Origin of the sequence: Bradyrhizobium sp. WYCCWR 13022, assembly GCF_030435535.1 — a bacterium.
Classification (GTDB): Bacteria; Pseudomonadota; Alphaproteobacteria; order Rhizobiales; family Xanthobacteraceae; genus Bradyrhizobium.
In genome coordinates this window covers 102,764-121,196 of record NZ_JAUIZJ010000001.1, presented here as the reverse complement: position 1 = coordinate 121,196, position 18,433 = coordinate 102,764, and the positions used below count along the sequence as shown (strand labels likewise).

At 65.0% G+C, this 18,433-nt stretch carries 18 protein-coding genes; 8 read left to right on the top strand and 10 right to left on the bottom strand.

The annotated features are described in order from the left end of the window. The first annotated feature begins 28 nt into the window (after positions 1-28). Positions 29-1,936: an acyl-CoA synthetase gene (locus QY049_RS00625; RefSeq protein ID WP_301268591.1), complete on the top strand. Its 1,908-nt coding sequence runs from the start codon at positions 29-31 to the stop codon at positions 1,934-1,936. Positions 1,937-1,948: 12 nt separating this feature from the next. On the opposite strand, the gene QY049_RS00620 is transcribed toward QY049_RS00625, so the two are convergent. Next, positions 1,949-2,888 (bottom strand): IS630 family transposase gene (locus tag QY049_RS00620; RefSeq protein ID WP_194476605.1). Its coding sequence is split into 2 segments (ribosomal slippage): positions 1,949-2,543 and positions 2,542-2,888, totalling 942 coding nucleotides; the frame shifts between segments, so codons are not numbered across the junction. A gap of 142 nt (positions 2,889-3,030) precedes the next feature. Continuing rightward, positions 3,031-4,200, bottom strand: a complete 1,170-nt coding sequence (locus tag QY049_RS00615) for a M20 aminoacylase family protein (protein ID WP_301268590.1) — start codon at positions 4,198-4,200, stop codon at positions 3,031-3,033. A gap of 604 nt (positions 4,201-4,804) precedes the next feature. Here QY049_RS00615 and QY049_RS00610 point away from each other — a divergent pair. After that, a complete protein-coding gene (locus QY049_RS00610; RefSeq protein ID WP_194481952.1) occupies positions 4,805-5,389 on the top strand; it encodes a TetR family transcriptional regulator in 585 nt (194 codons plus the stop codon). Between the two features lie 61 nt (positions 5,390-5,450). On the opposite strand, the gene QY049_RS00605 is transcribed toward QY049_RS00610, so the two are convergent. Beyond that, on the bottom strand, positions 5,451-6,101 hold the full coding sequence (locus QY049_RS00605; RefSeq protein ID WP_194481953.1) for a response regulator transcription factor: 651 nt from the start codon (positions 6,099-6,101) through the stop codon (positions 5,451-5,453). A gap of 7 nt (positions 6,102-6,108) precedes the next feature. After that, complete coding sequence (locus QY049_RS00600) at positions 6,109-7,479, bottom strand: sensor histidine kinase (protein WP_194481954.1); 1,371 nt, start codon at positions 7,477-7,479, stop codon at positions 6,109-6,111. A gap of 199 nt (positions 7,480-7,678) precedes the next feature. Here QY049_RS00600 and QY049_RS00595 point away from each other — a divergent pair, with 199 nt between their 5' ends. The 5 genes from QY049_RS00595 to QY049_RS00575 all read left to right on the top strand — a co-directional run bounded on the left by QY049_RS00595 (position 7,679) and on the right by QY049_RS00575 (position 12,037). Next, positions 7,679-8,464 carry a MotA/TolQ/ExbB proton channel family protein gene (locus tag QY049_RS00595; protein ID WP_194481955.1) on the top strand — a complete coding sequence of 262 codons (786 nt, stop codon included), beginning with the start codon at positions 7,679-7,681 and terminating at the stop codon, positions 8,462-8,464. Next, on the top strand, positions 8,461-9,147 hold the full coding sequence (locus QY049_RS00590) for a hypothetical protein (RefSeq protein ID WP_194481956.1): 687 nt from the start codon (positions 8,461-8,463) through the stop codon (positions 9,145-9,147). The genes QY049_RS00595 and QY049_RS00590 overlap by 4 nt, the downstream gene beginning before the upstream one ends. After that, positions 9,140-9,745, top strand: a complete 606-nt coding sequence (locus QY049_RS00585) for a hypothetical protein (protein ID WP_194481957.1) — start codon at positions 9,140-9,142, stop codon at positions 9,743-9,745. The genes QY049_RS00590 and QY049_RS00585 overlap by 8 nt, the downstream gene beginning before the upstream one ends. Before the next feature lie 117 nt (positions 9,746-9,862). Next, a complete protein-coding gene (locus QY049_RS00580; RefSeq protein ID WP_194481958.1) occupies positions 9,863-10,603 on the top strand; it encodes a metallophosphoesterase in 741 nt (246 codons plus the stop codon). Further along, the gene (locus tag QY049_RS00575; protein WP_301268589.1) at positions 10,604-12,037 is read left to right on the top strand and encodes a bifunctional serine/threonine-protein kinase/universal stress protein; all 1,434 of its coding nucleotides are present in this window, start codon (positions 10,604-10,606) and stop codon (positions 12,035-12,037) included. A gap of 6 nt (positions 12,038-12,043) precedes the next feature. On the opposite strand, the gene QY049_RS00570 is transcribed toward QY049_RS00575, so the two are convergent. The 4 genes from QY049_RS00570 to rpe all read right to left on the bottom strand — a co-directional run bounded on the left by QY049_RS00570 (position 12,044) and on the right by rpe (position 13,445). Continuing rightward, positions 12,044-12,235 carry a hypothetical protein gene (locus QY049_RS00570; protein WP_194481960.1) on the bottom strand — a complete coding sequence of 64 codons (192 nt, stop codon included), beginning with the start codon at positions 12,233-12,235 and terminating at the stop codon, positions 12,044-12,046. 24 nt (positions 12,236-12,259) lie between these two features. Continuing rightward, positions 12,260-12,439 carry a hypothetical protein gene (locus tag QY049_RS00565; RefSeq protein ID WP_194481961.1) on the bottom strand — a complete coding sequence of 60 codons (180 nt, stop codon included), beginning with the start codon at positions 12,437-12,439 and terminating at the stop codon, positions 12,260-12,262. 4 nt (positions 12,440-12,443) lie between these two features. Continuing rightward, the gene (locus tag QY049_RS00560) at positions 12,444-12,584 is read right to left on the bottom strand and encodes a hypothetical protein (RefSeq protein WP_258766361.1); all 141 of its coding nucleotides are present in this window, start codon (positions 12,582-12,584) and stop codon (positions 12,444-12,446) included. A 159-nt stretch (positions 12,585-12,743) separates the two neighbouring features. Beyond that, on the bottom strand, positions 12,744-13,445 hold the full coding sequence (gene rpe / locus QY049_RS00555; RefSeq protein WP_194481963.1) for a ribulose-phosphate 3-epimerase: 702 nt from the start codon (positions 13,443-13,445) through the stop codon (positions 12,744-12,746). A 253-nt stretch (positions 13,446-13,698) separates the two neighbouring features. On the opposite strand from rpe, the gene QY049_RS00550 reads away from it, so the two are divergent. Next, positions 13,699-14,508 (top strand): EF-hand domain-containing protein, encoded by an 810-nt coding sequence (locus tag QY049_RS00550; protein WP_194481964.1) that lies wholly within the window; start codon positions 13,699-13,701, stop codon positions 14,506-14,508. 14 nt (positions 14,509-14,522) lie between these two features. Here the strand turns inward: QY049_RS00550 and QY049_RS00545 are convergent, their stop codons facing one another. Continuing rightward, positions 14,523-15,518, bottom strand: coding sequence for a P1 family peptidase (locus tag QY049_RS00545; RefSeq protein ID WP_301268588.1), 996 nt, complete (start codon positions 15,516-15,518; stop codon positions 14,523-14,525). A gap of 55 nt (positions 15,519-15,573) precedes the next feature. Beyond that, a complete protein-coding gene (locus tag QY049_RS00540; protein WP_194481966.1) occupies positions 15,574-18,378 on the bottom strand; it encodes a PAS domain S-box protein in 2,805 nt (934 codons plus the stop codon). Positions 18,379-18,433 lie beyond the last annotated feature (55 nt).

Here is an 18,433-nt window from a genome sequence, read left to right as displayed (position 1 = left end):
GACTGGATCTGAGGGAGGACGGAATTCCATGGCGGGCATCCACGCGCTCGATCGGTTCATCGGCAACGACTATCCGGAGCTTTTGACGGACGAGGAAGTCCGGGCCTTCGAGCAGGTCCCCTATGCTGAAAGGGTTGCGGCCGAGAGTACCTATGATGCCATCAGGCTCGGCGCCGCGCGAAATCCCGACGGCGCGGCGATCCAGTTTCTGCAAAACGCCGATCCCTCTGACACGCCGCTTGTCGTCACCTACCGCGACTTCGTCGCGCGCGTCACGCAGGCCGCCAATATGTTTCACGCGCTGGGCGCGGAGAAGGGCGACGTCATCTCCTTTATGTTGCCGCTGCTGCCCGATGCCTTCGTGACGCTGTTCGGCGCCGAGGCGGCCGGCATCGCCAATCCCGTCAACCCGCTGCTGGAGCCGCACCAGATCGCGGAAATCCTGGAAGCGGCGAACACGAAGATCCTGGTGGCGCTTGGGCCGATGCCGGGGACCGATATCTGGCAGAAGGTCGAGCAGATCCGCCCCTCACTCAAGCACCTCAAGGCAATCGTGCAGGTGGCCGGTGGCGGCGATCCTGCCAACGGAATTTTCGCGTTCAACGATCTGATCAATCAGCAACCGGCTGACCGGCTTGTCAGCGGGCGCAAGATTCTCGGCAGCGACATCGCTGCCTATTTCCATACCGGCGGCACCACCGGCACGCCAAAGCTGGTGCGGCACACCCATGCCAACCAAGTCTATCAGGCCTGGGCGCTCAACCTGCTGCTGAAGGCGAAGCCCGGCGCGAACATGCTGTTCGGCATGCCGCTGTTTCACGTCGGCGGCTCGCTGACGCAAGTGCTGCTGACGCTGTCTGCCGGCGGCTCGCTGGTCGTGCTGTCGCCGAGCGGCTGGCGCAATCCGAACGCCGTGAAGAACATCTGGGGCCTGGTCGAACGCTTCAAGGTCGAGGCGCTGTCGAGCGTGCCGACGGTGCTCGCCGCAGCGCTCGCGGTGCCGCCGGGAAATGCCGACATCTCCAGCCTGAAATATGCCGCCGGCGGCGGTTCGGCCATTCCCGTTGCCGTGGGATCCGCGATCCAGGAGAAGCTCAAGCTGCCGGTGGTCGAGGTCTACGGCATGACCGAGACGTCGAGCGTCCACACGCTCGCCTATCCGTCGCGACCGATCCGGCTCGGCTCGGTGGGGCTGCCCATGCCTTACGCGCGCGTGCGCATCGTGCAACTCGACGCCGATGGCAATCTCATCCGCGACTGCAAGCCCGACGAGATCGGCGTCGTCATCATGGCCGGCCCCGGCGTGTTCGGCGGCTATCTCAACGAAGCCCACAACAAGGGCGCCTTCGTCGATAAGGTGTGGGTCAATTCCGGCGACCTCGGCCGGTTGGACGCCGACGGTTATCTCTGGATCACCGGCCGCGCCAAGGATCTCGTGATCCGCGGCGGTCACAACATCGATCCGGCACCGATCGAGGAGATCATGTTCCGCCATCCCGCCGTCGGCTTTGCCGCGGTGGTGGGCCAGCCCGATGCTTACGCCGGCGAATTGCCGGTGGGTTACGTGCAGCTCAAGCCCGGCGCGACGGTCGAGCCCGGCGAGCTCGAGACGTGGGTGCGTGAGCGTACGCCGGAGCGTGCGGCGGTGCCGGTGCAGGTCATTCCGATCGACCCGATGCCGGTCACCGGCGTCGGCAAGGTGTTCAAGCCGCAGCTGCGCTGGGACGCGGCGCAGCGCGTGTTCACCAAGGTGCTGACGCCGCTCAGCGAGCGCGGCATCGACTGCAAGGTGAAGGTCGGTGCCCACGGCAGCCACGGTTCGATCGCGACCGTCACGCTGGCTGGGCTGCCGCCGGACCAGCGTGAGCCCGTTGCCAACGAGGTGCACACGCTGCTCGCGCCGTTCGTGATGCGGCACGAGGTGGTCCAGGCCTAAAGCGTGATGGTATTAAGTTCGATAGCCTGAGTTTTTCAGGTAGTTGGCGCATTCCTCGGATGTGAAGGCATCGAGTGCGTGGCCGATTGCGGCGCAGACGGTGTCGACGGTTCGCGCGGCAGCTTTGCGGACGAGGTGCTTGAGCTTGGCGAAGACCTGTTCGATCGGGTTCAGGTCGGGCGAGTATTTTGGCAGGAAGAAGAGCTTGGCGCCGACCGAACGGATGAGCTGGCGCACTGCTTTGCTCCTGTGGCTGCCGAGGTTATCCAGGATGACGATATCGCCGGGTCGCAGAACGGGCAGAAGAACCTTCTCGACATAGGTGCGAAAGCTCACGCCATCGATCGGCCCCTCGATGAACCATGGCGCATCAATCCGGTCATGGCGCAGGGCCGCCAGGAAAGTCATGGTCTTCCAGCGGCCGTGGGGAACCTTGGCGTGAAGTCTGTGTCCGCGCGGCGCCCAGCCCCGCAAGGGCGCCATATCGGTCCTGGTCCAGGTCTCGTCGATGAAGACCAGCCGCTCAGCTTCGACGCGACCTTGATACTTTGCCCACTGGGCTCGCCGCCGTGCGACCTCCGGTCGATCGCGTTCGCCAGCCGCCACGCTTTTTTTTGAAGCTGAGCTTCTCGGCATGCACGAAATCCCACACCGAGTGGTAGTCGACCTTCAGGCCGCGTCCGCCAAGCTCGGCGACGAGACCCCGTATGGTGAAATCGCCGTCCTTGATCCGCTGCGACAGCCAGATCGCGTGCTCGCCCGAAATTGCCTTCGGCTTGTAGCCACCGATCTGGCCAGGCTCGACACTGCCGGTCTTATCGACCCGCTTCATCCAGCCGATGGCCGTGCTGATCGCCACCCCAAACTGCTTGGCGGCTCGATTGCGGGACATCCCGCCCTCGATTGCCGCCACCACGCGCTTGCGAAGATCCAGAGAATAAGGCTTGCCCATCCATGCTGGCCTCCTATCCAGCCAGCATGGTGAATCAGAAACACACTGATTTGGGAATCCCAAATCGATTCAACCTAACCTCATCCCGCTTTAGCGTCGCAGGGTGGGTTACGCCCCAGAGCCAACCCACCCAATGATCGTTTTAGGCCGGCATCGCCGTCTCGATCAGGCGCACCCAGAACGAGGCGCCGTGGCCGAGGATGTTGTCGTTGAAGACGTAGGCCGGGTGGTGACATGCTGGACTGTCGCCCATGCCGACCAGCACCATCGCGCCGGGGCGCGCCTCCAGCATGAACGAGAAATCCTCCGCGCCCATCATCGGGATGATGCGGTCGTTGACGCGCTCGGAACCGACGATGTCGCGGGCAACGTCGGCGGCGACGCCGGCTTCGCGCGCGTGATTCAGGGTCACCGGATACATCCGCGAATATTTCGTCTCTGCCGAGCCGCCATAGGCACGGGCGACGCTGTCGGCGACCTCGCCGATGCGGCGCTCGACGAGATCGCGCACGTCGGGATCGAGCGTGCGCACGGTGCCGCTGAGCTCGGCGGTCTCCGGAATGATGTTGAAGGCGGTGCCGGCGTGGAATTGCGTGATCGAGATCACCGCCGATTTCAGCGGATCGATATTGCGCGCGACGATCGATTGCAGCGCGTTGACGATCTGCGAGCCGATCAGCACGCTGTCGATGGCTTGATGCGGAGTGGCGCCGGCATGGCCGCCCTTGTCGCGGACGGTGATGCGGATGTTGTCGGAGGAGGCGAGCAGCGGGCCTGGAGTCGTGGCGAAATGCCCCTCGGGCAGGCCCGGCATGTTGTGCATGCCGTAGACCTGCTCGATGTTCCAGCGTGTCATGAGGCCGTCCTCGACCATGGCCTTGCCGCCTCCGCCACCTTCCTCGGCGGGTTGGAAGATCACGACCGCGGTGCCGTCGAAATTACGCGTCTCGGCGAGGTACTTTGCAGCGCCCAGCAGCATCGCGGTGTGGCCGTCATGGCCGCAGGCGTGCATCTTGCCCGGGATCTTCGAGGCATAGGGCACGTCGGCGGTTTCCATGATGGGCAGCGCGTCCATGTCGGCGCGCAGGCCGATCGCCTTGCCGGAGGACGATTTGCGGCCGCGGATCACGCCGACGACGCCGGTGCGGCCGATGCCCGTCACCACCTCGTCGCAGCCGAACTCGCGCAGCTTGTCGGCGACGATGCCGGCGGTGCGATGGACTTCGTAGAGCAGCTCCGGATTTTCGTGGAAGTCATGGCGCCAGGCGGCCATTTCATCGGAGAGGGCGGCGATGCGGTTGACGATGGGCATGGGGCTGGTCCGTTCTTCTTCTTAGGGCGGGTTAGCGTAGCGCGGCCCAAGGGTGCGACGCCGGTCATGATGCTTTCTACGCCGTCATTTGGCAGAGGGGGAGGGCGAAACAAACGGCGCAGCAAGGTGGCGGGGGATGATCGAGTGAATGGTATCATTGTCCGCTGGGCTCGGCGAGTGACGGGGCTTCGCCAGAGCTGGCAGCGCTAGGAGTAAAAATTAACTGTCAGTCACGGGTCATTGATTAACAGATATTGAAATCTGTCAGCGAGACGTGTATATCCGTTCCCGGACGCTCCGATTGGGCGTCCCGTGGTCATTCCTCCTTGGGGAGCCCGAGATCCGAAACAAGCGTGGATCGAGGGACGTGTTTTGGAGGCGGGGACCGCGGACGAATGGAGACCTAAGAAAATGACGACCGAAATCATCAACTTCACCGGCACGATTGGGCATTGGCTCAATTTGCTGGTCGCGCGCCAGATCGCGGCGCAGGCTGCAAAACTGCCTCATTGAGGCGAGACGCTTTCCGAACCGACCGGTATGGGCGCTTCGCTAAGCATCCATCGCCGGAAAACTGGACCCTGAACGGGAACATGGTGCTGGCATGAACGAAGCCGTTGTCTTGACGCCGGAGCGGATCCTCGAAGTCACCGAGGACGTGTTGCGGCGCTACGGACTTGCCAAGGCCACAGTGGTCGACGTTGCCCGCGCGCTCGATGTGAGCCACGGCAGCGTCTATCGCCATTTCCCGAGCAAGGCTTCGCTGCGCGAGGCCGTCGCCAAACGCTGGCTCGACCGCATCGATGCGCCGCTCCTGGCGATCACCAAGGAGCAGGGACCTGCGCCCGACAGGCTCGACCGCTGGCTGCGCACGCTGTTCGCCGCCAAGCGCTCGCGCGTGCTCGACGACCCCGAAATGTTCGAGACCTATCTGACGCTGGCGCGCGAGGCCTGCGCAGCCGTCAAGTGCCACAAGGACACCATGATCGACCAGATCGCCGTGATCCTGGCCGACGGCGTCAAGCAGGGCGCGTTCGCGGCGATCGACGTCAAGGCGACGGCGCGCGCGCTGTTCGATGCCACCTGCCGCTTCCACCATCCTGCCCATGCCGATGAATGGAAAGATGCTGAGCTGCCCGCGCGCGTCGACGCGACGCTCGCGCTGTTGCTGCGCGGGTTGAAGGCTTAGCGCTCTTTTCCCTCGCCCCTTGTGGGAGAAGGAAGAAGGCGCGCTTCACTACCGCCCGAATCTAGATCTTGGTCAGCCCGCAAGTCGCGGCCAACCGCACGAGTTGCGCGTCCGTGCGCGCGCCGGTCTTGGTCTTGATCAGATAGTGATAATTCTGCACCGTCTTGACGCTGAGATTGAGATGCGTCGCGATCTGCTCGGTCGTCGCGCCCCCGGCGAACTGACGCAAAATCTCGATTTCGCGCTCGCCCAATTGATCCAGCGCCGAGCCTGCCGACAAACTGTCCTCCGCCAGCACATGCGCGATGTCATCGCTCATGGCACGTTCGCCACGCGCGACGCCGCGGATTGCGTCGACGACGGCGGTGGGCGCGTTGCTCTTGGTGACGAAGCCGGAGGCACCGGCATTGAAGGCAGCTTTCACCAGCACGGCCTCGTTATGCATGGTGAACACAAGGATGCGCGCCCGCGGATTGCGCGCACGGATGTTGCGGATCGCCTCGAGCCCGCTGGCGCCGGGCATCGAGATGTCCATGACGATAACGTCGGGGTCGTGCGCCTTGAAAGCGGAGTACGCATCCGCGGCGTTGTCGGCTTCCGCGACGACGTGGAGATCGCCCTGGCTTTCCAGCACGCGGCGGTAGCCCTGGCGGACGATCGGGTGGTCGTCGACCAGCAGCACCGAGATGCCTGTTGCTGCGACCTCGTTCACGACGGCCTCACGCAGCGAGCGGGATCGTCGCGGCGACGCTGAGGCCGCGGCTTGCGGGCAGGATCGACAGCGAGCCGCCGGCCGCCGTCACGCGCTCGCGGATGCCGGTGAGGCCGAAGCCGGCCGACCGTTCCACGCGGGCCGCATCGCCGCCGCCATCGTCCTCGACGCGAATCAGCAGTGCATCGTCCTCGCCGGCGCGGCGCTCCACGTGCAACGAGATCTCGCGCGCCGCGCCGTGGCGCAGCGCGTTGGTCAGGCATTCCTGGGCGACGCGATAGGCGGTCGTCGCGGCCGGACCGTTGATGTCGGTGAGATCCCCCTTGAGGTCGAGCTGGATCGTCGGCTGCGTCGCGTTCTGCGAGCGCCAGTTGTCGACGAGGTTGACGAGGCTCGCTTCCAGGCCGAGCTCCTCGGGCAGGGGATTGCGCAGTCGCTTCAGTGTGTCGCGGAGCGAGGCCATCAGATGGTGCGTGGCCTGCGAAATCATCCGCGCATCCTGCGCGATGCCTTTGTCCTTGTTTTGCTGCGTGCTCGCCCTCTCGATCGTGTTGGCGAAAGCGAGGATCGCCGAGAGATTTTGGCCGAATTCGTCATGCAGCTCGCGGGCGAGCGCGCGTCGCTCGTCGTCGCGGATCTCGATCAGGCGCCGCGTCAGAGTGGCGCGCTGTTCGGTGGCCTCTTCGAGCCGGCCGCCGAGCGCATCGACGGCGCCGCCGATCATGGCAAGCTCCATGGAGCGGAAGCGCGGCAGCCTTGTGCGGTACTGGCCGCGCGCCATGCGTTGCAGCGAGAGAACAATGGCGCGTGCCGGTGCCAGCGTGTGCGCGATCGCAAGCGAGGCGAGCAGTGCGATCGCTGCCGCCATCAGCAGCGCGACGTCGATCACGTTGAGGATGTACTCCCAGGCGAGCGAGATGGAGGCCGCTTGATCCGGCGTCGCAACCACTGTTCCGGCGGCTGCCGCGCGAGGGCTGACGGGCCGCACCACTTCGGCATGGCTGCCAAGGAAGGTCGGAACGATCGTCGCGAACCAGCCTGGCGGCGTCCGGCCGATCCCCTGGCTTTGACCGCAGAGCGGTCTTTCGAATGCAGTTGCCGGCTGGAACTCGACGCAGATACCGGGCGAGATGAGCTTCATCGTCTCCAGCGTGCGCCACTCCGGAACCGGAACGAGATGCTCGCGCATTCTGCTGCTGCGCAGCAACAACTCGTGCCAATACAGGCCCTGAAGCGCCAGCGCGACCCGCTGCGCGGAGGCCGCCGTCGCCCGGTCAACGCTGCGATAGGCATCGAACGTGGCCCACACGGTTGCCGCGCCGAGGCACAGCGCAACGATGAGAAGCAGACGGGCGACAAGCTGAAGCACGAGGCGCATGCGATCACCCCAAAGTTTGGTAAGCTCAGCCTAACAACGCCGTCGCGCCTTGCCAATCGCAGGGAATGGCAGGGATTGCAGCTCGGGCAAATTTCCCAAGCCGGATTGGGCATGGGTCTTTGGACCTGAAGCGGCGGCTTTGATCTAATCGGGATGGAATCGTTGCAGGCCAGTCCCTGCCAGTCAGGAGCAGCGCAGCATGAGTTCGATGACGATTGGACCGATCGCGAGCACTGCGACCGACCCATCCGAGCGCAGCGCGTTGCTGTTCTGGATGATTTTCACCGGGCTGTCGATCTTCGCCGTCGTGCTGCTGTGGCGGTTCGGCCTGATCCATCTGATGCTGACCTCGGACCGCACCTACATTTCGAGCGTGATCGCGGTGCTTTATCTCGTCACCTGCGGCCACTGCTTCCTGCGGACGCGGTCGATCGCCCGCGAAGGAGCCGCGGCGCGACGCTGCCGCGCGGTGCTGGCGGCGCCCGAGGGAAGCAAGGTGCTCGATGCGAGCGCGCCTGCGCTGCCGCGCGGGCTGGTGCGGGACCACATCGAGAGCCTCGTGACGAAAGCCGCAGCGCAGGACTACCGCCCGGTCGACCAGACGCTGCTGTTGCGGACGCTCGCCGACCGCCTGCGCGGCTCCAACGGGTTCGGCGCCTTCGTCTCCGACACGTTGATGAAGCTCGGCCTGCTCGGCACCATCATCGGCTTCATCATCATGCTGGCGCCGATCGCCGGACTGGACGCCGCCGACAAGGTTGCGATGCGCTCCTCGATGGGGCTGATGAGCGACGGAATGGCGGTCGCGATGTACACCACGTTGGCCGGCCTCGTCGGCTCCATCCTGGTCCGCATCCAGTACTACATGCTCGATGCCGCGACCCAACGGGTATTCTCCGATGCCGTGGTCCTGACCGAGACCTATGTGACGCCGGTTCTCGAACGCAAGGGCGCTGGAAATGAGGGCGCTGGAACGTCGTCATGATGGATGATTTCGGCCTCTATCCGCGCGAGGAGCCGTTCGATCCGCTGGGCGTGATGCTGTTCAAGGCGCTCCAGGTGGTCGCCTTCCTGTTCTTCCTCGCGCTGCTCGCGGTCTCGCCCGATGCCAAGGACGGCAAGATCGACTCCAAGGCGGAGTTCATGATCACGCTCGACTGGCCGGACAATCATCCTGATGATCTCGATCTGTTCGTGCAGGACCCCGCCGGCAACATCGCCTGGTATCGCCACCGCGAGGCCGGCTTCCTCACGCTCGACCGCGACGATCGCGGCGGGGCCAACGATTTCATCATGGTCAACGGCAAGAAGATCGCTTCACCGATCCGCGAGGAGATCGTCACGCTGCGCGGCATCGTCCCCGGCGAATACACCGTCAACGTCTCGCATTTCGTCGCCACGACCGGCGAGCCGGTGACCGCCAATGTGAAGGTGCAAAAGCTCAATCCGACCGCGCAGGTGATCTTCGACGACAAGTTCACGCTCGACCACACCGGCGACGAGAAGACCGCGGTGCGGTTCCGGCTCGATGCCGAGGGGAAGGTCATCGATGTGAGCCAGCGGCCGAAATCGCTGATGGAGACGTTTCGTAGCACCTGGCGCAATGGGGCCGATCTCGACCCGAGGACCGGCGTGAGCAGGAACGCGACGAGGATCCGTCGTGATTAATTTGCAGACGGTCATTCTATCGCTGTCGGTCGCCTACGCCGTGATCGGCGCACTCCTGTTGGTCGTGCTGGTCTATGCGCGGCTGCATTGGTCGCTGAAAGCGGTGGCGGTGGTCGTGACCAGCGCCTTCTATGTCGTCAGCTTCACCGAGATGCGTGGGCTGCTCGGCTGGGCCAGCAGCGACCGGCTGCCTGCGACCTTCAAGCTGCTCAAGGCGCGGATCGTGGAGCCGCATTCACTGGAGGGTGATCCCGGCTCGATCTATCTGTGGGTCGAGGAGCTCGACGAAGATCATCGCCCGAGCGGCGTTCCGCGGGCCTTCCGCGTACCCTACAACGACACCCTGGCCGACAAGACGCATGCAGCGGAGAACGAGATCGCAGCTGGCCATCCGCAAGGCGGGCGCGCGGCCGACTTTGGCGGCGGCGAGGGCAGCCTGATCGACATGGTCAGGGAATATGTGACGCCCAAGGCCATCCTCGAGACCAGCGGCGGCGATTCCTCGACCGGGGAGTTCAATGCCCCGCCGGCAGGCGCGCAAGGTACGGTATTCACTCCACTGCCGCCACCCCGGATGCCGCCCAAGGACGAGCAATAGGCCCTTCACCATTGCAGCAGTGCGGCGCTGGTCAACCGGCCCGCGCTGGCGCATCCTGTTGACCTCCCTCAAATTGGCTTTATCGGCTTTCAATAAGAATGTGAGGGTGGAGGGTGCGTGCTTCTCGCTGTTTTCTCGGATATCCACGGCAACCGGCAGGCGTTCGAGGCGTGCCTGAAGGTGGCGCGCGCGAAAGGCGCGGAGCGGTTCATCCTGCTCGGCGATTTCGTCGGCTATGGCGCCGACCCGGAATGGGTCGTGGATACCGCCATGGATCTGGTCGCCCACGGCGCCGTTGCCGTGCGCGGCAACCATGACGAAGCCGTCAACACGACCACCGAGAGCATGAACAGCGAGGCCCAAATCGCGATCGAGTGGACGCGCAGACGGCTCGACGCGGCACAGCGGCGGTTCCTGTCCGAGCTGCCGATGCTTGTGGAGGACAGCGATCGCCTGTTCGTGCATTCGGAGGCCTCGAGCCCGAAGCGCTGGCACTACGTCCGCTCGACCGCGGATGCGGCCAAGAGCCTGATCGCGACGCCTGCTCATGTCACCTTTTGCGGCCACATTCATCGCCCCGCGCTCTATTCGATGTCGGTCACCGCGAAGATGACGAGCTTCGTGCCAAAGACCGACGTTCCGGTGCAGCTCCTGCGCGGGCGGCAGTGGCTCGCGGTGCTCGGCTCGGTGGGCCAGCCCCGCGACGGCGATCCGTCGGCATCGTTCGGGCTGTTCGACACGGTCTCGTGCCAGATCACCTATTGCCGCGTGCCCTATGACATCGCGAGCGCGGCGAACAAGATCCGCGAGAACGGCCTGCCGCCCTGGCTCGCCGATCGACTGTCGCAGGGACGCTAGATGCCCAAATCCCTGGTCAAATCTGGCGCCGAGATCGACGGCTACACGATCGGCGAATGCGTCCATGCCGGCGGCATGGCGACGCTGTGGACCGTCACCCATCCCGGCATCGATGTGCCGCTTTTGATGAAGGTGCCGCGGGTATCGGAAGGCGAAGATCCCGCCGCAATCGTCTCGTTCGAGATGGAGATGATGATCCTGCCGCGGCTCGCAGGTCCGCACGTGCCGCACTGCTACGGCACCGGCGATTTCGCCCGTCAGGCCTATGCCGTGATCGAGCGCATTCCCGGTACCACGCTCTACAAGCGGCTGCCTGATCTGCCACTGCCTTACGAGGAGGCGGGCCTGCTGGTCGCGAAGATTGCAGCCGCGCTCGCCGATCTGCACCGGCAGAGCGTGATCCATCACGACATCAAGCCCAGCAGCGTCATGTTCCGTGAGAGCGGCGAGGCCGTGCTGATCGACTACGGCCTGTCCCATCACGACCATCTGCCTGATCTGCTGCAGGAGGAATTCCGCCTGCCCTACGGCACCGCGCCCTATATGGCGCCGGAGCGGCTGTTAGGGGCGCGCGACGATCCGCGCAGCGATTTGTTCTCTCTCGGCGTGCTGCTCTATTTCTTCACCACCGGCGAACGTCCCTTCGGCGAGGGCGAGACGCTGCGCGCGATGCGGCGGCGGCTGTGGCGCGATCCATATCCGCCGCGAAGCCTGCGCGCCGACTATCCGCCCTGGCTCCAGGAGGTGGTGTTGCGGTGCCTGGAGATCGAGCCGGTCTGGCGCTATCCGACCGCGGCCCAGCTCGCCTTCGATCTCGCCCATCCGAACCAGGTCAAGCTGACGGCGCGTTCGGAGCGGATGAAACGCGATCCCCTCAGTGTGGCCTGGCGGCGCCGCTTCAACCAGGATGTCAAGCCGCCGCGGGCGAAATCGGATGTCGCGGAGCAGATCGCTTCGAGCCCGATCCTCGCGGTTGCGCTCGACACGGAGGAAGGTGCGGCCGAGCTGAACGAGGCGCTGCGCGTGACGACGGAGCGCATTCTTGCCACGCTGCCGTCGGCGCGGCTGGCTTGCGTCAACGTGCTGAAGCTGAACCGCATCGCGATCGACAAGACACTGGACGAGCAGGGCTCCAACAAGCACATCGATCGTCTCGTTGCGCTCCGGCATTGGGCGACGCCCTTGAAGCTGGACGAGAGCCGGCTGTCGGTTCATGTGCTCGAGGCGGTCGATTCCGCTGCTGCGCTGCTGGAATTCGCCGAGGTCAACCAGGTCGACCATGTCATCATCGGCGCGCGGCAGAGCTCTTTCAGGCGCACGCTGCTCGGCAGCGTCTCGGCCAAGGTGGCGGCGGAGGCGAGCTGCACCGTGACCGTGGTGCGGCCGCCGCGGATGGCTACGGCGAAACCAGACGCCGGCGTGGTGTGGGGTTAGGCGAGATCAGACCGCGTGGGCGGTGTGGATGGCGCCCTTGCGGCGGATCGGCCAGGTGAAGTGCGGGCCGGCTTCGCCGTGATCCGCGCTGCCGCCGAAGTACTGAATGATCTCGCGGCAGGGTTCGCAGTTGAAGAGGTTACGCGACGCCGACGCTTTGGTCATTTCCTTCAGGCAGTTCGGGCAGTGCGGTTTCATCGGTCTCGAGTCCAAGTGAGGATTTCAATGCCGGCGCGGTGACCGGAGCGGACGCTCCAGCTCGGCCGTTTCGGCGCCCGGATCGTCGCACATCTCGCCTTCGGAGCGTTCGAGCCGGCCGAAGAAATAGTCGAGGTTCGGATGCGGACGGCGCGGGATACGGCATCTGCGTTTCGGCTGACGCTTCACGAGTGCGATCTGCATGGCATCAATCCGGATAGCGATCGCGACCGATCATGCGGGTGGAACGCGCCGGGACCTTCACCGGTCCGGCCGTTGGGCCGAACACAACGAACCCACAAAAACCAATCCACAACGCCACGCCAGTCCAAACCAGGGTCGTCGTCATGATGTGCTCCTGTCAAATCAGGCAGGAATCACTAACGGTGATTTGCACGAATCAGGGAAGCCCGGAGGAGTACGGGTCGCGGTTGTATTTTTGGGCATTGCGCGTCGCAACACCCGCAAGAGCCGCAGATTTGCGGGGGCTCTTGCCGCGCCCGGAGCGTCAGATCGCTTCGCCGCGGGCCCCGAGCGCCGCGTTGCGGATCGCTGCAATATTGTTCTTGTAGGCTTCCTGCGTGCCGCCCTTGAACACCGAGGTGCCGGCGACGAAGGCATTCGCGCCGGCCGCGGCAAGCGCGCCGGCGACTTCGGGGCCGACGCCGCCGTCGACCTCGATGTCGATGGGGCGTCCCGCCGTCATCGCGCGGATGTCGCGGATCTTGCCGATCGCCGAGGGAATGAAGGCCTGGCCGCCGAAGCCGGGATTGACCGACATCACCAGCACGAGGTCGACCAGGTCGAGCACGTATTCCAGCACGCTGATCGGCGTGCCCGGATTGAGCGAGACGCCGGCCTTCCTGCCGAGCGCGCGGATCGCCTGGAGCGAGCGGTGCAGATGCGGACCTGCCTCGGCATGCACCGTGATGTGGTCGCAGCCGGCCTTGGCGAAGGCCTCGAGATAGGGGTCGCAGGGCGAGATCATCAGATGGGCGTCGAAGATCTTCTTGGTGTGCGGACGCATCGCCTTGATGACGTCGGGGCCGTAGGAGATGTTGGGCACGAAGTGACCGTCCATCACGTCGAGATGGATCCAGTCGGCGCCGGCGGCATCCACCGCGCGAACCTCTTCGCCGAGCTTGGAGAAATCCGAGGCCAGGATCGAGGGCGCGATTGCCAGGGGGCGGGGGGCGAAGGCTTGGGTCATGGCGCGGTTTCCCGGGGCGGCACAAGAGCGAATGGCCTCGCCTAACATGGGCCTCCCGGCCGGGCAATGCAGGGAGGATCAGCTTCCTGTGGGCGGAAAATTCTGCCGCCAGCGGCATGAATTGCCGATGGTCCCACGCCTCGCAACGCACGATGGATGCGGATTTCATTGAGCTTTTCGCGCTGGCACGTCGCTTGCTGGCCTCACGCCCGGAACATTGGCCGCGGCGTGCCGCATGGGTTGGAGTTGTGCAATGTTGTTTGCGCTTGGCGCCGTCTCGACTGCGCTCGATGTCATTCAATCGCTGACGAGCTCGAAATCGTCCTCGACGCAGCAGTCGGGCTCGTCGCAAGGCGCGAACAATCCATTTGCGATCGACAGCAGCAGCAGCACCACGACGAGCAATGCGGCCGCGTCGGTGAATGCGGGGTACTATCCGCAGATCTCGCCGGAGACGATGAATGCCCTGTTCGCAGCGCAAAGCCAGTCGGCGGACTCGACCAGCAGCAGCTCCACTTCGTCGAGCTCGACATCCTCGACGTCGACCAGCCGGGACAATGCGCTGAAAGATCTGTTCTCGCAGATCGACGCCGACGGCGACGGCCAGATCACTCAATCGGAATTCGAGAACGCGCTGGGCGCCGGCGGCACCAACCTCGCGCAGGCCGACGACGTGTTCTCCAAGCTCGACAGCAATTCGGACGGCAGCGTCAGCCTCGACGAGATGTCGAAGGCGCTGAAGGGCAGCGGCCATCACGGCGGCCACCACCACGCGCAGGCTGCGAGCGGCTCGGCCGATGCATCCGGCAGTGACCCTTCTTCGTCATCGTCGAGCGGCGGTTCGACCTCGACCACGACGACCGGTGCCGACGGCTCGACCACCACCACGGTCACCTATGCCGACGGCTTCAAGATGACGACGACGGTACCTGGCGCCTCCAGCTCTTCGAATGGCTCGGGCGCCGGCAATTCGCCCTATGACTGGTTTGCGCAGATGATGCAGCGCCAGGGGCAGGGATCGTCCGCTGCCGCGGCCTCTTCATCGATGTCGATGAGCGTGTAAGCGCGCACTGAGGCCTAGCCGAACCGATCCTTCCATGCGGGCTGCGCGCCCGGAAATGGCAGCGCAGTCGCGCTGTAGACGCCGCGGGCGATGGCGCGGGCGACCACGTTGGCGGCGACCATGCCGAGCTCGGTCATGCCGACGATCGGATCGATCGGCTGCGCGCAGGTGGCCGCGGCGAACAGCACGTCACCATCGGTCGGCGCATGCACCGGATAGATCGCTCGCGCAAAGCCGGTGTGCGCGATCATCGCCAGCCGCTTGGCTTGTGACTTGGTCAACACCGCGTCGGTGACGACGATACCGATCGTGGTGTTCTCGCGCTCGGTTGCGGCAGGGCCGCCCTTGATGCGCATCTTGAGCATGTCGTCGCTGAATTTGTCGGGCAATCCGCGACCGCCGAACTCGCCGCCGACTTCGAACGGCGCTGCCCAGAACCACGGGCCTTCGCCGACGGTGGCGCTGCCGACCGCGTTGACGGCGATGAGCGCCGCGACCTTGACGCCGCTGCTGGTGACAGCGGACGCCGAGCCCAGTCCGCCCTTGAACGTCGCGGTGGTGGCTCCAAAGCCGGCGCCGACGCTGCCGAGCTCGAATTCCGTCCCGGCGGCGACCGCGGCAGCATAGCCGAGATCGCGATAAGGCGCGAAGCGGCCCCATGCCTTGTCGCCGCCGTTGAGCAGGTCGAACAGGATCGCGCCCGGCACGATCGGGATCAGCGCCTCGCGCACGCGGAAGCCGCGGCCCTGCTCGGCGAGCCAGGCCTGGATGCCGCCGCCGGCCTCGATCCCGAAGGCGGAGCCGCCTGACAGCGCAATCGCGTCAATGCGTTCGACCGTGTTGGCTGGATCGAGCAGCGCGTCCTCGCGCGTACCGGGGCCGCCGCCGCGGATGTCGATCGCTGCAACCGCCGGCTGGTCGAACACGATCGCCGTCACGCCCGAGGCAAGCTTTGCGTCATGGGCATGGCCGACGCGGACGCCGGCGATATCGGTGAGGAGGTTCTTCAAGGACGACACTCCAAGCGCTGCACGGCATCAGCGATAGCGCACGCGAGCGCCGCGCTCAACTCGCCAGCGCCGTCCTGAGCATCTTGGCGAGCTCCGACTTGCGGTAGGGCTTGGCGAGCAGCAGCACACCGGAATCGAGCCGGCCATGATGGACGATGGCGTTTTCGGTGTAGCCCGAGGTGAACAGAGTCTTCAGCTCCGGTCGTCGCCGTGCCGCCTCGTCGGCGAGCTGGCGGCCGTTCATGCTGCCGGGCATGATGACGTCGGTGAAGAGCAGGTCGATGTCCTTGTCGGCATCGATGATGACGAGGGCTTCGGCGGCGTTGGCCGCCTCGAGCGCGGCATAGCCGAGGCTCTTGACCTGTGTCACGACATACTGCCGCACCAGCGCGTCGTCCTCGACGATCAAAATCTTCTCGTCGCCGCCGGCGATGGGCACGTTCTGGAGCTGTTCGTAGTCGGTCTCCTGCACGCCGGTGGACCGCGGCAGGTAGATCTTCACGCTCGTGCCGTGGCCTTCCTCGCTGTAGATCTTGATGTGTCCGCCCGACTGCTTGACGAAGCCGAACACCATGCTGAGGCCGAGGCCCGTACCCTTGCCGACCTCCTTGGTCGTGAAGAAGGGATCGAACACCCGCTCGAGCAGGTCCGCCGGAATGCCCGAGCCGGTGTCGCTGACTGCGATCATCACGTAATTGCCGGCGACGACATCAGGATTCATGCTGGCATAGCCGTCGTCGAGGAAGACGTTGCGGGTCTCCAGCACCAAGGTACCGCCGTCGGGCATGGCATCGCGCGCATTCAGCGCGAGATTGAGGATGGCGGTGGAGAGCTGGCCCGGATCGACCATCGCGGGCCAGGCATCCTCGGTGAGCTGCGGCATGATCGTGATCTGCTCGCCGAGCGTCGGGTGCAATAGCTTGCCGGCCTCGAGCACCAGGGCATTGACGTCGATCTCGCGCGGCTGAAGCGGCTGCTTGCGGGCGAAGGCGAGCAGGTGCTTGGTCAACTGCGCGCCGCGCTCGGCGGCGTCGTCGATCAGCTTGGTGATGGCGGCAAGTTCCGGCCGGTCGGCGACCGCGTCCGCCAAGATACCGATCGTGCCGGTGATGACGGTGAGCACGTTGTTGAAATCGTGGGCGACGCCGCCGGTCAACTGGCCGATGGAATCCATCTTCTGCGCCTGCCGGAACTGGGCTTCGGCAGCCTGCTTCTCGGTGAGGTCGCGACCGATGAAGAAATGGCGCTTCACCGGCTCCGACCAGTTCCCCACCCAGTTCAAGGTCACCTCGTGACCGTCGTAGTGGTAGTAGCGCGCTTCGAAGCTGCGTTTGGTACGGCCGCGTCGGGCCGTGCGCATCTCGCTCCGCGTTTTTTCGAGGTCGTCGGGGTGGATGAACTCCGTCGCGCTGTGGCCGATGAAATCTTCCGGGCTGAAGCCGAGGATGTCCTTCACGCTCGGGCTGACCTGGACGAAATTGCCGTAACCGTCGGTGACCAGGATCAGATCCTGCGAGGTCTCGAAGATGCGCTCGCGTTCCTCGATCTCGCGGCGCAGCTTCTCGCGCGATTGCTTTTCCTCGGTGATGTCATGGGCGATCTTGGATGCGCCGATGATCTCGCCATTGTCCGATCGCAGCGGCGAGACGTTCAGCATGACGTCGATCTGCCGGCCGTCCTTGCGGATGCGGACCGTCTCGTGCTGGGCGATCGACTCGTTGGTGCTGACACGGTTGAGAAGGCCCCTGGCTTCGGCCTTCCGGTCTTCAGGGACGACGAGGTAGATCGACTGGCCGACCGCCTCGGCGGCGGAATAGCCGAACAGGCGCTCTGCAGCCCGGTTCCAGCCGGTGATGAGGCCGTCGAGCGACTCCGTGATGATGGCATCGTTGGAGGACTCGACCACGGCGCCGTAGAGCGCGAGGCGTTTGCCGTAATAGTCGCGGTCGAATGCCGATTGCTCGCGCAGCCGGCCGAGGAGGCCCATCGTGCTCGCCTGGAGGCGGACGTTCTCGATCAACAGCACGGCGAGGACGAAGCTCGCGGCGCAAAGCCCGTAGAGACGGCCAACGTAGAAGCCGAGATCGTAGCGGGCGACGTTGACGATCGCCGACAGCGCAATGTCGAACAGCCAGGCGCACATCGTGACCATCAGCCAGACGTCGATCACCGTATGCGGCTTGCGAAACCACAGCGTGATCAGAGCCGCGAAGCTCAAGGACCAGACGAAGGACACCACGCCGATCATGGTGGTCGTGTAGCGACCGTCCTTCAGCAGGACCGGCAGCAGATCGTGCTGCGCGGTGACGAACCAGGCGATGGCGATCATCGCGACGATCACGCCGAGGACGGCGAGCACGATCGCGCGCGCGGTCGGTCCCTCGACCTTGTCGCCGCCGTTGCCGTCCTTCAGCCATCCGTAGGCCAGCACGAACAGCGGGAACCCGCCGTGCCAGATCATATAGAGCCAGACCGTGGTCTGGGTGCTGGCGCCGAGCAGCCCGCTCGGCGCGAAAAGGCCGGGGAAGGTGAGGGCGTGGGTCAGCGCCGCCGCCGCCGTGAACAGATAGCCGGTCGACAGCAACAGCAGCGCGCGGCTGCGCAGCACGGCAAATTGCGACAGCAGGAGAACCGCGGTGATGATGTCGCTGACGGCGAGCGCCGACTGGTAACTGGCCACGAAGGCCGGCACCTGCACCAGCGGGGTTCCCGCGAACGGGACAGCCAGCGCGAACAGGACCGCTGAGATCCCGACTATCGCCAATGCTGCAGTGCGATCGCCCTGCATGGCCGGCAAGGTCGAAAGGAATGTGCTTCGGTCGTTCCTGGCGTGCACGTTGACCTCTCGCTGGGTCGGCATGGGTAGTCCACGTGACTTCATTATCGGGTGCCCTGGCCTCCATGGTAGCCGGCTC

Bases quoted from the DNA above. Each gene is read 5' to 3' on its own strand.
- QY049_RS00540 (WP_194481966.1), bottom strand. From the start codon at position 18,378: ATGCCGACCCAGCGAGAGGTCAACGTGCACGCCAGGAACGACCGAAGC.
- QY049_RS00625 (WP_301268591.1), top strand. From the start codon at position 29: ATGGCGGGCATCCACGCGCTCGATCGGTTCATCGGCAACGACTATCCG.
- QY049_RS00590 (WP_194481956.1), top strand. From the start codon at position 8,461: ATGATGGATGATTTCGGCCTCTATCCGCGCGAGGAGCCGTTCGATCCG.
- rpe (WP_194481963.1), bottom strand. From the start codon at position 13,445: ATGACCCAAGCCTTCGCCCCCCGCCCCCTGGCAATCGCGCCCTCGATC.
- QY049_RS00570 (WP_194481960.1), bottom strand. From the start codon at position 12,235: ATGAAACCGCACTGCCCGAACTGCCTGAAGGAAATGACCAAAGCGTCG.
- QY049_RS00560 (WP_258766361.1), bottom strand. From the start codon at position 12,584: ATGACGACGACCCTGGTTTGGACTGGCGTGGCGTTGTGGATTGGTTTT.
- QY049_RS00615 (WP_301268590.1), bottom strand. From the start codon at position 4,200: ATGCCCATCGTCAACCGCATCGCCGCCCTCTCCGATGAAATGGCCGCC.
- QY049_RS00595 (WP_194481955.1), top strand. From the start codon at position 7,679: ATGAGTTCGATGACGATTGGACCGATCGCGAGCACTGCGACCGACCCA.
- QY049_RS00565 (WP_194481961.1), bottom strand. From the start codon at position 12,439: ATGCAGATCGCACTCGTGAAGCGTCAGCCGAAACGCAGATGCCGTATC.
- QY049_RS00600 (WP_194481954.1), bottom strand. From the start codon at position 7,479: ATGCGCCTCGTGCTTCAGCTTGTCGCCCGTCTGCTTCTCATCGTTGCG.
- QY049_RS00575 (WP_301268589.1), top strand. From the start codon at position 10,604: ATGCCCAAATCCCTGGTCAAATCTGGCGCCGAGATCGACGGCTACACG.
- QY049_RS00550 (WP_194481964.1), top strand. From the start codon at position 13,699: ATGTTGTTTGCGCTTGGCGCCGTCTCGACTGCGCTCGATGTCATTCAA.
- QY049_RS00610 (WP_194481952.1), top strand. From the start codon at position 4,805: ATGAACGAAGCCGTTGTCTTGACGCCGGAGCGGATCCTCGAAGTCACC.